Here is a 15,314-nt window from a genome sequence, read left to right on the forward strand (position 1 = left end):
GGGAAAATATAATTCAGTTTTTATAATGAAAAATGGGCCACTTGTTGAAGTGACCCATTATCGATATGACGGCTTGGCGAACTACAGTAGGCGCGCTTTAGCCTCAGCAATAGCAAAAGCCACTTGCTGTGGTGAAACCCCACCTTTAGCGACGCGTTTATCCAGACAGGATTGCAGCGCCAAAATCGGATAGACATCATCACCAATGACTGCACTGAATTTCTGCAAGTCACTGAGCGATAACGCCTCCAGTGCTTTGCCCTGCCGAATAGCCTCAACCACCGCTTCACCCACAATGTGGTGCGCTTCGCGGAACGGCACACCTTTAGCGACCAAATAGTCAGCCAGCTCTGTGGCATTGGCATAGCCCTGCTCTGCCGCTTCTTTACAACGTAGGCGTTTTACTTGAATGCCATCCAACACCAGTGCGGCCATATGCAGGCAGTCTAGCCAAGTGTCGAGCGCATCAAACAGCCCTTCTTTGTCTTCCTGCATGTCTTTGTTATAAGCCAGAGGCAAGCCTTTCAGCGTCATCATCATCCCGGTCAATGCGCCTTGTACCCGACCACACTTACCACGGATTAATTCTAATGCATCTGGGTTTTTCTTTTGCGGCATCAGGGAGGAGCCTGAGGTCACGCGATCAGATAAGTCAACAAACGCCGCTTCGCCACTGTTGAAGAAGATGAGGTCTTCCGCAAAACGAGACAGATGCACCATGCCGATGCTGGCATCGGACAGCAGTTCCAGCACATGGTCGCGGTCAGAGACACTGTCGAGACTGTTGCGTGTCGCCGAGGCAAAACCTAGCCAGCTCGCCAGTTGTTCACGGTCGATAGCATAGGCTGTCCCCGCCAATGCGCCAGAACCCAATGGGCTGACATCAAGGCGTTTTAGGGTATCTTGCAGACGACTTTCATCACGCGCGAGCATTTCAACATAAGCCAGACACCAGTGCGCAAAAGTCACCGGTTGGGCGCGTTGCAAGTGGGTATAACCCGGCATCACCGCATCCTGATTGGCTTCGGCAGTGATCACCAGCGCTTGCTGCAACTGCTGCACAGCGGTTTTTAATTCAGTTATCTGGAATTTGCACCACAATTTTAGGTCCGTCGCCACTTGGTCGTTACGGCTCCGACCCGTGTGCAGTTTTTTGCCTAAATCGCCCACTTTGCCAATCAGTTTGGTCTCTACCCAACTGTGGATATCTTCCGCATCACTGGTCAAAATGGCCTGTGGATCGGCCTGTACTTCTTCCAACAAAACAGAGAGTGCCTGCTCAAGTTGCTGCTGCTCGGTAGCCGTTAATACACCCACCGTGACCAGTGCTTTCGACCAAGCAACAGAACCTATAATGTCCTGCTCTGCCAGTCGGTAATCAAACCGCAGGGAGTCATTGAATTGCTTAAAACGCTGATCTGCTGCCTGACTAAACCGTCCGCCCCACAATGCCATAATCTTGCTTCCCTAAGTCTAAGTTCTGAATACAAATCGTTTTGATATGGAGATAATAGCCCGTTACGCCAGAATCCGCGTCCCAATCGGCACACCATTAAACAGCGCCGGCAATTGATCTGCATGACGCCAACTGGCGATATCCACTGGGCGACCCAATGAGCGAGCGGCATCCAGCGCGGCATTCACTTTAACAATCATGCCATCAGTAATAATGCCCTGAGCAATTAATTGCTCGGCTTTCTGGGCGGTCATTTCTGCAATCCGCTGGCCTTTGCCATCCAGAATACCGCTCACGTCAGAGAGCAAAATCAGATCGGCCCCCAGTGTCGCCGCCAGTGCGGTTGCAGCCTGATCGGCATTCACATTCATCAATTTGCCATCTGCGGTAATACCAATTGAGCTGATGATTGGCATGTAATCCGCTGCCAGCAGGGTTTGCACCAAGGCGGGTGAGCCGGGTTGCGCTTTCCCTACATGCCCCAGCTCTGCATCCAGTGGTGTCACCGAAACTGTATTGCCATCGCCCAGACAGAGGCCCACAGCATTGATCTGGTGTTTCACCGCCCAAGAGAGCAGCGTTTTGTTGGCGGTTCCCGCCAGTGCGCCAGTGATAATATCAATCTGGTCAGCCGGAGTGACCCGCAAGCCGTTTTTCTTCACCACTGGCAGCGCGAGTTTTTTCATCAGCTCATCTACCAGACAGCCACCACCGTGCATAATCACAAGCGGGCGCTCATGCTTCTCACGATAGGTCACCAATGCAGTAAACAGGCGTTCCAGCGCTTCTTCGCTGTCCAGCAACACGCCACCTAATTTAATGACCAACGGGTTCATCATGTTTCGCCTCAATATAATTGGATAAAGTATCAGTTTCTGCCCATTTTGACTCAGTTATCGCCCTTTGGTGACTCACAATAGGGACTGAGTTTCCGTAAAGCCAAAACGGATATTCATGCATTGTACCGCCTGTGCCGCAGCACCTTTCAGCAGGTTATCTTCCGTCGCAACAATGATTAAATGCTCGCCCTGCACTGAGAAACCAATGTCACAGAAAGGCAGGCCGACGACCGCTTTAAGCGCCGGTACGCCTTGCTGATATAACCGCACCAGCGGCTTATCTTGATACGCGTTATGGTACGCCTCGGCGATATCTTCCGCCGTGACACCGGCGTTCAGGCGGCAAGTGATGGTCGCCAAAATGCCGCGCGCGAAATTGCCCAAGTGCGGGGTGAAAATCACGGGGGTGCCAAGGTGAGCAACAATCTCCGGCTGATGACGGTGATTAAACAGGCCATACGGCTGCAAGCTCACTTCGCAAAAACTGTTGCCGATGCTGGCCTTACGCCCCGCCCCGCTAACGCCACTGACGGCGTTAATCACAGGCCATTGCGCCTGATTGAGTAAACCGCCCTCGACCAGTGGCTTCAATGCCAATTGTGAAGCGGTTGGATAGCAGCCGGGAACCGCAATCAATTGGGCCTGCTTAATTTCTTCGGCCTGCCATTCAGCCAGCCCATAAACCGCTTTGTCCAACCAATCAGCGTGCTGGTGTTCAAAACCGTAGTATTGGCTATAAAAATTAGCGTCCTGAACCCGGAATGCGCCAGAGAGATCAAACACCACGCAGCCCGCCGCTAAAAACTGCGGAGCCAAATCATGGCTGACTTCATGGGCGGTGGCGAGGAACACCACATCAACGCCTTTTGCCGCCTGCGCCACGTCTACCAAGGGTTGCAGCGGAAGATCAATGATGCTTTTGAGTTGCGGATGCAGGTCGGACAGTAATTTTCCTGCATCTGTACTTTGCGCTGAAACCGCTAAAGCGGTTATGTTCATATGTGGGTGACGATTGAGGTAAGCCGTAAGTTCCGCTCCGGCATAGCCGCTGGCACCAACAATTAGCGTATTTAGCATGGGTTCAGTTCACCTTACCCTTCTTACTGCGCGTTGCGGCGAGATTGGCTCGCGGGCGACAACACTCAGTACTTTGGGTATAACATTTAATGGGTATAAAGACATAAGTAGTCAAAATCGGCATTTGGGTGGTCAGCAAGGTTTCACTGTCCCCCATGTGATTGAGCATTGACATTTTCGTAAATTTAAGGGTGTTTTTAGGTTCCCTTACACTTAAGCTTAATGTATTTTTATTCATAATTATTGCATGAATATTGATACTATCCTAACCAAAGGCTGTCAACAGTGAAGATGAAATTACCTCCATTTATTGAGCTGTATCGGGCGTTAATCGCCACGCCATCGATCAGCGCGACCGATAGCGCCCTCGATCAAAGCAATGAGGCGTTAATCAACTTGTTAGCCGGATGGTTTGCCGATTTGGGTTTTCGTATTGAAATCCAACCCGTACCCGATACACGCCACAAATTTAATCTATTAGCCAGCATCGGCGAAGGCAATGGCGGATTACTGCTAGCGGGTCATACCGACACCGTCCCTTACGATGAGGGGCGCTGGACGCGTGATCCCTTCACGCTGACCGAGCACGACAATAAGTTATATGGTTTGGGCACTGCCGACATGAAAGGCTTTTTTGCTTTTATTCTCGATGCGGTGCGCGATATCGACGCCAGCAAGCTGAGTAAACCGCTCTATATTCTGGCGACCGCCGATGAAGAGACGACCATGGCAGGCGCGCGCTACTTTGCCGCCTCTACCCAATTGCGCCCTGACTTTGCCATTATTGGCGAGCCAACCTCACTGCAACCGGTGCGGGCGCACAAAGGGCATATCTCCAGCGCGATCCGCATTACTGGCCAGTCCGGTCATTCCAGTGATCCCGCGCGCGGCGTCAATGCGATTGATTTGATGCATGAATCCATTACCGAGCTAATGAAGCTGCGCACCACACTGCAAACGCGTTATAACAACCCAGCTTTTGCTATCCCTTATCCGACGATGAATTTCGGTCATATCAGTGGCGGTGATGCAGCAAACCGTATCTGTGCTTGCTGTGAATTACATATGGATATACGCCCGTTGCCGGGTCTGACATTAAGTGATCTGGATGAGTTGATGACTGAAGCGCTAGCGCCAGTCAGCCAGCGCTGGCCGGGCCGCCTGAGCATTGATGAACTGCATCCGCCGATTCCTGGCTATGAATGCCCGACAGATCACCATATGGTGGGGGTTATCGAAAAATTATTGGGTGAGCGCACGGCGGTGGTGAACTACTGCACCGAAGCGCCATTTATCCAGCAAATTTGCCCAACATTGGTATTGGGGCCAGGCTCAATCAATCAGGCCCACCAGCCGGATGAGTTTATTGATATGGCCTTTATCGAACCAACCCGCGAGCTGATTGGTCAGTTAGTTGACCATTTCTGCCAACAGAAATAACCCTAATGGGGTAGGCGGATCAATATTGTCCATAAGCCAGACTGATAACCTGAGTCTGGTAATTAAATTTCAGCAATATCCCTAAAATTGATGTTTTTTTGCTAAAAATAGTGTCAATTGGGGTATGGAATTGAACGTGGCGAGTGGAATTGTCCATCTCAGCCTTTTGGGTGAAACTAATTTACAAAAAGAAACCATAAAAATTTATACCCAAAGCCATTGGCGTTGCAGGTAGGCGTCAAGGGCGAAGGGGATATGGGTCAGGGGTCATATGAACGAACAATATTCCGCAATGCGAAGTAACGTCAGTATGCTCGGCAAACTACTCGGGGATACCATCAAGGAAGCGCTCGGCGAACACATTCTTGATCGAGTAGAAACCATCCGTAAATTATCCAAATCTTCGCGTGCTGGTAATGAAGCGAGCCGTCAGGAGTTGTTGACGACACTGCAAAATCTCTCCAACGACGAGCTGCTGCCGGTGGCCCGTGCTTTTAGCCAATTCCTCAATCTGACGAATACGGCGGAGCAATACCACAGCATTTCGCCACACGGTGAAGCGGCAAGTAACCCGGAAGCCCTGGCCCAACTGTTCACCCGCTTAAAAGACAAAAAACTGAGCGAGCAAGATATGCGTAGCGCGGTTGATGAGTTATCCATCGAACTGGTGCTGACCGCTCACCCAACCGAGATTACCCGCCGCACCCTGATCCATAAACTGGTGGAAGTGAATACCTGCCTGAGCCAGTTGGATCACAATGATTTAGCCGATTACGAACGCAACAAGATCATGCGTCGTTTGCGGCAGTTGGTTGCACAATCATGGCATACCGACGAAATTCGTAAAATTCGCCCCTCCCCAGTGGATGAAGCCAAATGGGGCTTTGCCGTGGTCGAAAACAGCTTATGGGAAGGGGTGCCCGCGTTCTTGCGCGAGTTTAACGAGCAGTTGCAAAACTCCCTCGACTACCGCTTGCCAGTAGAAGCCGTGCCGATTCGCTTTACGTCATGGATGGGCGGCGACCGCGACGGTAACCCGAATGTGACCGCTGAAATCACCCGCCATGTGCTGCTGCTTAGCCGCTGGAAAGCCACCGATCTGTTCCTGCGTGATATTCAAGTGCTGGTGTCAGAGCTATCGATGTCGGAATGCACGCCGGAACTGCGTGAGCTGGCGGGTGGCGACGAGATACCGGAACCTTATCGCGAGCTGATGAAGCGCGTCCGTACCCAGTTGACCAACACTCAGGTTTACTTAGAAAAACGCCTGAAAGGCGAGCGTGTCTTGCCACCGACTGATTTGCTGGTTAGCAATGACCAACTGTGGGACCCGCTCTACGCCTGCTATCAATCACTGAAAGCCTGCGGCATGGAGATTATTGCCAACGGCCAGTTGTTGGATACCCTGCGCCGGGTTCGCTGCTTTGGCGTGCCATTGGTGCGTATCGATGTGCGCCAAGAAAGTACTCGCCACACCGATGCCATTGCTGAGCTAACCCGCTATCTGGGCCTCGGCGATTATGAGAGCTGGTCTGAAGCGGACAAACAAGCCTTCCTGATCCGCGAATTGAACTCCAAGCGCCCACTGGTCCCACTGAAATGGGAACCGAGCGCTGATACACAAGAAGTGCTGGAAACCTGTCGGGTGATCGCCGAAGCGCCGGAAGGCTCTATCGCGGCCTATGTTATCTCGATGGCGAAAGTGCCATCGGATGTACTGGCGGTGCATTTGCTGCTGAAAGAGGCGGGCTGCCCGTTCACCCTGCCAGTGGCCCCACTGTTCGAAACCCTTGATGACCTGAACAACGCCGATGACGTGATGACGCAGTTGCTGAACATCGATTGGTATCGCGGCCTGATTCAAGGCAAGCAGATGGTGATGATTGGCTATTCTGACTCGGCGAAAGATGCCGGTGTGATGGCGGCTTCTTGGGCGCAATATCGCGCACAGGATTCGTTGATCAAAACCTGCGAGAAAGCAGGGATCACCCTGACGCTGTTCCATGGCCGTGGCGGTTCTATTGGTCGTGGTGGCGCACCTGCTCACGCCGCACTGCTCTCTCAGCCTCCAGGTAGCCTGAAAGGTGGCTTACGTGTGACGGAGCAAGGCGAGATGATTCGCTTTAAGTTTGGTCTGCCGGAAGTCACCATCAGCAGTCTGGCGCTCTATGCTGGCGCGATTCTGGAAGCCAATCTGCTCCCACCACCGGAACCAAAGAAAGAGTGGGTTGAGGTGATGGATATTCTGTCGAACGCATCCTGCGATATGTATCGCGGCTATGTGCGCGAAAATCCAGAGTTCGTCCCTTACTTCCGCTCCGCCACCCCAGAGCTGGAATTAGGCAAGCTGCCGTTGGGTTCACGGCCAGCCAAACGTCGCCCAAATGGCGGTGTGGAGAGCTTGCGGGCGATTCCGTGGATCTTCGCCTGGACACAAAACCGTCTGATGCTACCTGCCTGGTTAGGTGCCGGGGCTGGGTTGCAGAAAGCGATTGATGCTGGCAAGCGCGATGTCCTCGCCACCATGTGCCGTGACTGGCCGTTCTTCTCGACCCGTATCGGCATGCTGGAGATGGTGTTCGCCAAAGCCGATTTGTGGCTGGCAGAGTATTATGATCAGCGTTTAGTGGATAAATCTTTGTGGCCGTTGGGTCAGCAACTGCGTGATCAATTGGCAGCGGACATTAACGTGGTGCTGGCGATTGCCAATGATGATCACTTGATGGCTGATTTGCCGTGGATTGCGGAGTCTATCGCGTTACGTAACGTGTACACCGACCCGCTGAACGTCTTGCAAGCAGAGCTGTTGCACCGTTCGCGTCAGCAAGAGCACCCCGATGCCCGTGTTGAGCAGGCGTTAATGGTGACCATCGCGGGTGTCGCGGCGGGAATGCGCAATACTGGCTAGCCGTTAGCTCGAGGGTGAGGTCGGTTGGCAGGCAATTTACGTCCAACCGACCGCCAATGCTTCAATTGTCTATCGGCGCATGCGCTGATTCATTGATATAAAGCGAATCCTACCAGTACTGTTCGCTGGTCATATGCCCCGGTTTACGGCGCAAATGTTTACGCATTTCGCGTTGCTCTTTCAGTAATTGCTGGGTGTCTCGCACCATTTGCGGGTTACCGCACAGCATCACATGACTGTCCTTCGCATCAATGTTCAACCCCACCGCCGCCTCCAGTGAGCCATTTTCAATCAATGCGGGTACCCTGCCCGTCAACGAACCGGGAGAGCGCTCGCGACTCACCACCGTCTGGATACGCAACTTGCCGTTATAGCGCTGTTCTAGCTGTTGCATCAATGGCAAGTAGCTGAGATCACGGGCAAAACGTGCGGCATGAACTAACACCACATGCTTAAAGCGCTCCAGATCGCGCCCCTCCTGCAAGATAGAGAGATAGGGGCCAATAGCGGTGCCCGTTGCCAGCATCCATAAGGTATCGCAATCCGGTATCTCTTCCAGCACAAAGAAGCCAGCAGCCTGCTTGGTCACCATCACTTCATCGCCCACCGCCAGTTGATCTAACCGTGGGCTGAGTTTTCCTTCCGGCACCGTGACCAGATAGAACTCCAGATTGTCGTCACTCGGGGCATTGACGTAAGAGTAGGCCCGCTGCACCCGCTCGCCGTTAATATCTAATGCCAGCTTGGCAAATTGACCCGCAGTAAAGGGATCGACGGGTGCACTGACCCGAATACTGAACAGCGCGTCTGTCCAGTGCTCGACGTGAGTAATCTTGCCACTAACCCATTCAGCCATCGTTATGGTCCCTCCGTCATCTTTCAAATTGCAGGTGTATTAGAAATCGAGCCAAAAGCGCAGGCGATATCTTAGGGGATCTGGCTGGAAAGTATTATCGATTAAATGTTATGGCGCTGTTTTGCTTAGCAGATTCACGTCGCCACCGTGAATATGGACACTTTAGTTTACGTGGGTGGTGGTTTTATCTGCCAGTTGACCATTTGGCAATATGTCGTGCTGTCTCGCTAAAAATTTTAAATTTGTTAGCTTATGCGCAAATAGTGAGGTGTGTCGCAAAACGGCACGAGTTACAGCTAATTGACACGTTAAGATAATGAAAAAAATAGAGAATTTTCACCTGCTGGTGATGTTAATCCTGTTAGTTGCCGTGGGTCAGATGGCGCAGACAATCTATGTGCCGGTTATCGCGGATATCGCCCGTGATTTATCCGTGCGTACCGGTGTGGTACAGCGCGTGATGGCGGCCTATTTGTTGACCTATGGCTTCTCACAACTGATTTATGGCCCGCTATCAGACCGGATTGGCCGTCGCCCCGTCATTCTGGCGGGCATGATGATTTTTATGTTAGGCGCATTGGGGGCATGGCTGGCAGGTAGCCTGGCCATGCTGGTGGCAGCCAGCGCTTTGCAAGGCATGGGGACGGGAGTTGCGGGTGTGATGGCGCGAACCATGCCTCGGGATCTCTACTCCGGCTCCACATTACGTTACGCCAACAGCATGTTAAACATGGGGATTCTGGTTAGCCCGCTCATGGCTCCAGTGATTGGCGGGGTGCTGGCGAGTCTGTTTGGCTGGCGCGCTTGCTACGCATTTCTGCTGTTTTTATGCGGCGGCGTGGCATTTTGTATGTTCCGCTGGCTGCCGGAAACCCGTCCGCAGCAGACTGAAAAACGGCGAATGCTCGCCAGCTTCCGTCTGTTGTTATCTGACCGCGCCTTTAGCTGCTATCTGGTGATGCTGATTGGCGCACTGGCTGGAATTGCGGTCTTTGAGGCCAGTGCTGGCGTGTTAATGGGCGGCGTGCTTGGGCTGAGTGGGGTAACCGTCAGTATTCTGTTTATCCTGCCAATTCCAGCGGCATTCTTTGGCGCATGGTATGCCGGTCGCGACGGTAAAAGCTTCCACAGTCTGATGTGGCATTCAGTGATCAGTTGCCTGCTGGCAGGGTTGATGATGTGGATACCGGGCTGGTTTGGCGTGATGAATATCTGGACGCTAGTCATTCCGGCAGCACTATTCTTCTTTGGGGCGGGGATGTTATTCCCACTGGCAACCACCGGAGCAATGGAGCCATTCCCTTATCTGGCAGGTGCGGCAGGGGCACTGGTCGGCGGGCTACAGAATGTGGGGTCAGGATTGGCGACATGGTTGTCCGCTATGCTGCCGCAGACCGGGCAATTTAGTCTGGGGTTGCTGATGTTCGCCATGGCGATATTGATTTTGCTCTGCTGGTGGCCGTTATCCCATCGGATGCAGCCACAAGAACACCGCGTTTAAGCGAGGCTGAGCATACTAAGACTAAAATGGGTACTGAATGCAGTACCCGTTTTTATTGATGCCGACCAAGTTACAGTAAGAATTCGTGCAGTGACGGGTCTTTGCGATCCAAGAAATGGGTGGAACGGATGCGGCGAATGGTCCGAGATTTGCCCCGGATCAGTAGTGTTTCGGTGGTCGCCATGTTCCCTTTGCGGTAAATCCCCTCCAGCAGATCACCTTTGGTAATTCCGGTGGCGGAGAAAATGACATTGTCATTGCGCGCCATATCCCCCAATAACAGAACTTTACCTGCTTCGATGCCCATGGATTTACAGCGCGCCAGCTCTTGCTCACCGATTCGACGGTTATCTTCGTTATCCCCCTTCACTTGATGGCGCGGCAACAAACGGCCTTGCATATCGCCGTCTAATGCACGAATCACCGCAGCCGAAATCACCCCTTCAGGTGCACCGCCGATGCAGTACATCACATCCACTTCGCTCTCTGGCATACAGGTTAAAATGGATGCCGCGACATCGCCATCTGGAATGGCGAAGACTTTAACGCCCAGTTGCTGCATTTCAGCAATGATGCCGTCATGACGCGGTTTGGCTAGCGTGATCACGGTTAAATCAACTAACGGTTTATTCAGCTTGCTGGCAACATTACGCAGGTTTTGCTCGAGCGACAGGTTAAGGTCGATAGCGCCTTTCGCACCGGGGCCAACCACCAGCTTCTCCATATACATATCCGGCGCATGTAAAAATGTGCCTTTATCGCCCACCGCCAACACCGCCAACGCATTGGCCTGCCCCATGGCGGTCATGCGGGTGCCTTCAATGGGATCAACCGCAATATCAACAGCATCCCCTTGCCCCGTACCGACGCGCTCACCGATAAACAGCATCGGTGCTTCATCAATTTCGCCTTCACCGATAACAATCTGCCCATCGATATTGACCTGATTGAGCATAATGCGCATAGCCCGTACCGCAGCGCCGTCGGCGGCATTTTTATCGCCCCGACCCAGCCACTTATAACCTGCTAGCGCGGCAGCTTCGGTAACACGGGAGAACTCGATGGCTAATTCACGTTTCATGGTTAGACCTGTTGATTGCGAAATGGAGGAACGATATATGGGCGGGAATTCTAGCACTCTTCGTCCTTGAAGGCGCAGCGGTGAGCGCATAAAAAAACGCGCTATCGGGGGGCGATAGCGCGTTGATGACAAAAACACGTTCAGCGTAAAACAGGTAGGCCGTTACTCTTCGTGGTCTTCCCATGCCTGAGCACGGGCGACGGCTTTCTTCCAACCTTTGTAGCGGAAATCGCGCTCAGTGGTCTCAATCCCTGGGCGGAATTCGCGCTCAATGGTTGCCTTGCTCTTCACTTCATCCAGATCATTCCAGAAGCCTGTCGCCAGACCTGCCAAGAATGCCGCACCCAACGCGGTGCTTTCACGCACAGCCGGGCGCTCAACACGCGTGCCCAGAATGTCGGCTTGGAACTGCATCAGGAAGTTGTTCGCCACCGCGCCGCCATCGACACGCAGTGATTTCAGGCGGGCACCGGAATCCGCTTGCATCGCATCCAGTACGTCACGAGTTTGGTATGCAATCGACTCCAGTGTTGCGCGGATAATATGGTTGCTGTTCACACCACGCGTCAGACCGAAAATTGCACCACGGGCATACGGGTCCCAATAAGGAGCACCTAAGCCAGTAAAGGCAGGCACGACATAGACGCCATTGCTGTCTTTCACTTTAGTCGCGAAGTATTCGGAGTCGGTAGCATCACTGATCAGTTTCAGCTCATCACGCAGCCATTGGATAGAGGCACCGCCAATAAACACCGCGCCCTCCAGTGCATAGTTAACTTCACCGCGCGGGCCACAGGCGATAGTGGTCAGCAGCCCATGGTTAGACTGAACCGCTTCTTCACCAGTATTCATCAGCAGGAAGCAGCCCGTGCCGTAGGTGTTTTTCGCCATACCCGGTTGTACACAAAGCTGGCCGAACAGCGCCGCTTGTTGGTCACCCGCGATCCCCGCGATAGGAATACGCGTGCCACCTTTACCCCCGATATTGGTCTGACCGTAGACTTCAGAGGATGGGCGAACTTCAGGCAGCATGGCACGCGGGATATTCAGCGCCGCCAGCATACGTTCATCCCACTCTTTGGTGCGGATATTAAACATCATGGTACGTGATGCGTTGGTGTAATCCGTAACGTGTACACGGCCCTGTGTCATGTTCCACACCAGCCAAGTATCCACTGTACCAAACAGCAACTCGCCGCGCTCAGCACGGTCACGCGCGCCTTCCACGTTATCGAGGATCCATTTCACTTTGGTGCCAGAGAAGTAAGGGTCAACGACTAAGCCCGTGTTGTGGCGGATGTACTCTTCCAGCCCCTCTTTCTTCAATTTTTCGCAGATATCAGCAGTGCGGCGACATTGCCAGACAATGGCGTTATACACCGGTTTGCCGGTCGCTTTATCCCAAACAATGGTGGTTTCGCGTTGGTTAGTGATGCCGATGCCAGCTATCTCATCAGAACTGATACCCGCTTTTGCCAGCACCTCAACCAGAGTCGAACTTTGGGTTGCCCAGATCTCCATGGGATCATGTTCGACCCAACCCGCTTTCGGGTAAATCTGGGTGAATTCGCGCTGAGACACACTCACGATATTAGCATCATGATCCAGCACCACCGCTCTGGAGCTGGTGGTACCCTGATCAAGCGCAACAATATATTTTTTTGGAGTCGTATTTTCAGTTGTCATAATAAGCTCACATTTTAAGTTGCCATTTATACCCATCGTCCTTGAGGCCACAGGGGTGTTAGTGACACTCACTTACCCGCAACGGCAATTTCTTTGGGTATATTACAATCTATTATTTATGTTTTATGCTTTACGTTCTGTGGCCGTGACCGTGTTTTCGTCTTCATCGGCGGCACACACATCACATGGCAAGTGGCGGCCAATCAGCGCACGATAACCAAATGCACCGAGCAATGCGCCGACAATTGGCCCGAAGATTGGCACCAAGAAGTAAGGAATATCACGTCCGCCAGTGAAGGCGATTTCACCCCAGCCAGCCAGATAAGCAAATGCTTTTGGACCAAAGTCACGTGCTGGGTTTAATGCGAAGCCGGTCAATGGCCCCATTGATGCACCGATAACGGCGATCAGAATACCAATCAGCAGAGGAGCCAGCGGACCACGTGGAATACCGTTACCATCATCAGTCAGTGCCAAAATCAGGCACATCAGAATGGCAGTAATTACTGTTTCAACCAAGAAAGCTTGGAAAACAGAGATATGCGGATTTGGATAGGTAGAGAAGATACCCGCCAAATTTAGGCTCTCGGCACTGCCGCGAACCATTTGATGAGTTTGCTCAAAATCGACGAACAGGTTGTAGTACAGGCCGTACACTAATGCCGCAGCACAAAATGCGCCCGCAACCTGCGCCACAATGTAAGGGATAACTTTACGGCGATCAAAGCAAGCGAATAACCACAATGCGATGGTGACTGCCGGATTAAGGTGTGCACCTGAGATTGCTGCTGTTAAGTAGATGGCCATGGCAACACCCAAGCCCCAAATGATACTAATTTCCCATTGCCCGAAACTGGCGCCGGCCAACTTCAACGCAGCAACACAACCCACACCAAAAAAGATTAGCAGACCGGTACCGAGGAACTCTGCGATACACTGGCCCTTCAAGGTCGAACTAGCGGTTTGGCTCATAGTAGATGTCCTACAGACAGAGATTTATAGGGTATTTCTTATTTTTGCCCTTCGTACCGCGAAGGGAGTGATGTAAATTTATCGTTAACGAGCACAAACGAGAAATAGCGAAATCAAAATGTGTGTAGTGCGTCATAAAAATGAGCGATTTCGCGTTATTCGTGGCTGTTAAGGGACTTTAAAAGTGTGATCAGACCAGTGGTTTCTTATCTGCTTGTTAAGAGAATGTAGAGTTTTACAGTATAGGCCGTCACCGTCTTTCAGTTTTTGCCGATATCTCCTGATACGAAATTGCTACAGAGTGTGGTTTGTGCCGTATGGCGCTAGACAGGGGGAGACTGGCTACATACAATCGGTTTATCAAGAGCATCGTTTTTATCAAGCTGCGTTGCCTTTACGAAGGGACGCGTTAGAACATAGCGCTTGTTACACTCGTTCGATGGATATATAGCGCGATAAGTATTCACAGCAGTTTCATCTACCGAGGGTTGCTTTAGTCGATAAGGTTATGTCGTGCATAGGGTAACTTCGGTGAAGAGTGATGACTGCGACTAAAAGTTGTACGCCTTGCTACCAGAAGGGGACCGAAGAATGTCATTTGAAGTATTTGAGAAATTGGAAGTTAAAGTTCAGCAGGCGATTGATACCATCACTTTGTTACAGATGGAAATTGAAGAGCTGAAAGAGAAAAATAACACCCTGTCCCAAGAAGTTCAGGATGTAGCGGGTGGCCGTGAAGCCTTAGTGCGTGAAAATGAGCAACTAAAGCAAGAGCAACACGTCTGGCAGGATCGTCTGCGGGCACTGTTGGGAAAGATGGAAGAAGTCTAACGACTGACTGGCTTTCATCGACTCTTCCTGCTTGAAGTAGCAGGAATGCAAAAGGGCGATATCAATATCGCCCTTTTTTAGGTTTTTCGCTGAAAGGTACGTGGTATATTATTCAATATCCAAGGGTTCTTCTGACAGAATGATACCTGTGTTGTCAGCGTACAAATGGTCACCGGAGAAGAAGGTTACGCCGCCAAAATTAACGCGGATATCACTCTCGCCAATGCCCTCATCGGCAGCTCCAACAGGGATAGCAGCCATCGCCTGAATCCCGATATCCAACTCAGCCAGTTCATCAACCTGACGGACGGCACCGTAAACAACAATCCCTTCCCACTCGTTTTTCAGCGCCAAATCAGCAAGTTCAGCATTGATTAATGCACGGCGCACAGAGCCACCACCATCGACGACCAAAACGCGGCCCAGACCATTTTCTTCAAGCAGGTCAAACAACAAGCCGTTATCTTCGAAACATTTTACAGTAGTAATCTTGCCACCAAATGAAGTACGTCCGCCAAAATTGGAGAACAGGGGTTCTACCACATTTACCTCTTCATGATAGATATCGCAGAGATCGGAAGTATCATATTTCATAGGATTAACGTCTGGTTGCGGCTGGGATGCTAAGTATATCCCTTTCTGGTCGCTGTTGGCAAAAGCATCAATT

The 15,314-nt window shown here is 51.8% G+C and carries 12 protein-coding genes; 4 read left to right on the plus strand and 8 right to left on the minus strand.

The features are described 5' to 3' along the window. Positions 1 to 81 precede the first annotated feature (81 nt). From argH to argC, 3 genes are all read right to left on the minus strand, one after another. Positions 82 to 1,455, minus strand: coding sequence for an argininosuccinate lyase (gene argH / locus HRD69_RS04730; protein ID WP_004876135.1), 1,374 nt, complete (start codon positions 1,453 to 1,455; stop codon positions 82 to 84). 63 nt (positions 1,456 to 1,518) lie between these two features. After that, complete coding sequence (gene argB / locus HRD69_RS04735) at positions 1,519 to 2,292, minus strand: acetylglutamate kinase (protein WP_032815058.1); 774 nt, start codon at positions 2,290 to 2,292, stop codon at positions 1,519 to 1,521. Between the two features lie 75 nt (positions 2,293 to 2,367). Beyond that, complete coding sequence (gene argC / locus HRD69_RS04740; protein WP_004876133.1) at positions 2,368 to 3,372, minus strand: N-acetyl-gamma-glutamyl-phosphate reductase; 1,005 nt, start codon at positions 3,370 to 3,372, stop codon at positions 2,368 to 2,370. A 291-nt stretch (positions 3,373 to 3,663) separates the two neighbouring features. Here argC and argE point away from each other — a divergent pair, with 291 nt between their 5' ends. Together argE and ppc are read left to right on the plus strand one after the other, a co-directional pair. Then, complete coding sequence (gene argE / locus HRD69_RS04745) at positions 3,664 to 4,812, plus strand: acetylornithine deacetylase (RefSeq protein ID WP_004876132.1); 1,149 nt, start codon at positions 3,664 to 3,666, stop codon at positions 4,810 to 4,812. Between the two features lie 271 nt (positions 4,813 to 5,083). After that, entirely contained in the window at positions 5,084 to 7,720 is a 2,637-nt protein-coding gene (ppc, locus tag HRD69_RS04750; protein ID WP_032815044.1) for a phosphoenolpyruvate carboxylase, read from the plus strand. 109 nt (positions 7,721 to 7,829) lie between these two features. Here ppc and fpr read toward each other — a convergent pair whose 3' ends face one another. After that, a complete protein-coding gene (fpr, locus tag HRD69_RS04755; protein WP_004876129.1) occupies positions 7,830 to 8,576 on the minus strand; it encodes a ferredoxin--NADP(+) reductase in 747 nt (248 codons plus the stop codon). 316 nt (positions 8,577 to 8,892) lie between these two features. Here fpr and emrD point away from each other — a divergent pair, with 316 nt between their 5' ends. Then, complete coding sequence (gene emrD, locus HRD69_RS04760; RefSeq protein ID WP_004876128.1) at positions 8,893 to 10,077, plus strand: multidrug efflux MFS transporter EmrD; 1,185 nt, start codon at positions 8,893 to 8,895, stop codon at positions 10,075 to 10,077. Positions 10,078 to 10,147: 70 nt separating this feature from the next. On the opposite strand, the gene glpX is transcribed toward emrD, so the two are convergent. The 3 genes from glpX to HRD69_RS04775 form a co-directional block, all read right to left on the minus strand. Next, a complete protein-coding gene (gene glpX, locus HRD69_RS04765) occupies positions 10,148 to 11,158 on the minus strand; it encodes a class II fructose-bisphosphatase (protein WP_004876127.1) in 1,011 nt (336 codons plus the stop codon). A gap of 162 nt (positions 11,159 to 11,320) precedes the next feature. Further along, entirely contained in the window at positions 11,321 to 12,844 is a 1,524-nt protein-coding gene (gene glpK, locus HRD69_RS04770; RefSeq protein WP_032815057.1) for a glycerol kinase GlpK, read from the minus strand. Between the two features lie 123 nt (positions 12,845 to 12,967). Then, positions 12,968 to 13,816, minus strand: a complete 849-nt coding sequence (locus HRD69_RS04775; RefSeq protein ID WP_004876125.1) for an MIP/aquaporin family protein — start codon at positions 13,814 to 13,816, stop codon at positions 12,968 to 12,970. A 591-nt stretch (positions 13,817 to 14,407) separates the two neighbouring features. Between HRD69_RS04775 and zapB the strand changes: the two genes are divergently transcribed. After that, complete coding sequence (gene zapB / locus HRD69_RS04780) at positions 14,408 to 14,647, plus strand: cell division protein ZapB (RefSeq protein ID WP_004876124.1); 240 nt, start codon at positions 14,408 to 14,410, stop codon at positions 14,645 to 14,647. 108 nt (positions 14,648 to 14,755) lie between these two features. Here the strand turns inward: zapB and rraA are convergent, their stop codons facing one another. Then, the gene (gene rraA, locus HRD69_RS04785) at positions 14,756 to 15,241 is read right to left on the minus strand and encodes a ribonuclease E activity regulator RraA (RefSeq protein ID WP_004714419.1); all 486 of its coding nucleotides are present in this window, start codon (positions 15,239 to 15,241) and stop codon (positions 14,756 to 14,758) included. Positions 15,242 to 15,314: the final 73 nt, after the last annotated feature.

Source organism: Yersinia mollaretii ATCC 43969 (assembly GCF_013282725.1).
GTDB classification, from domain to species: domain Bacteria; phylum Pseudomonadota; class Gammaproteobacteria; order Enterobacterales; family Enterobacteriaceae; genus Yersinia; species Yersinia mollaretii.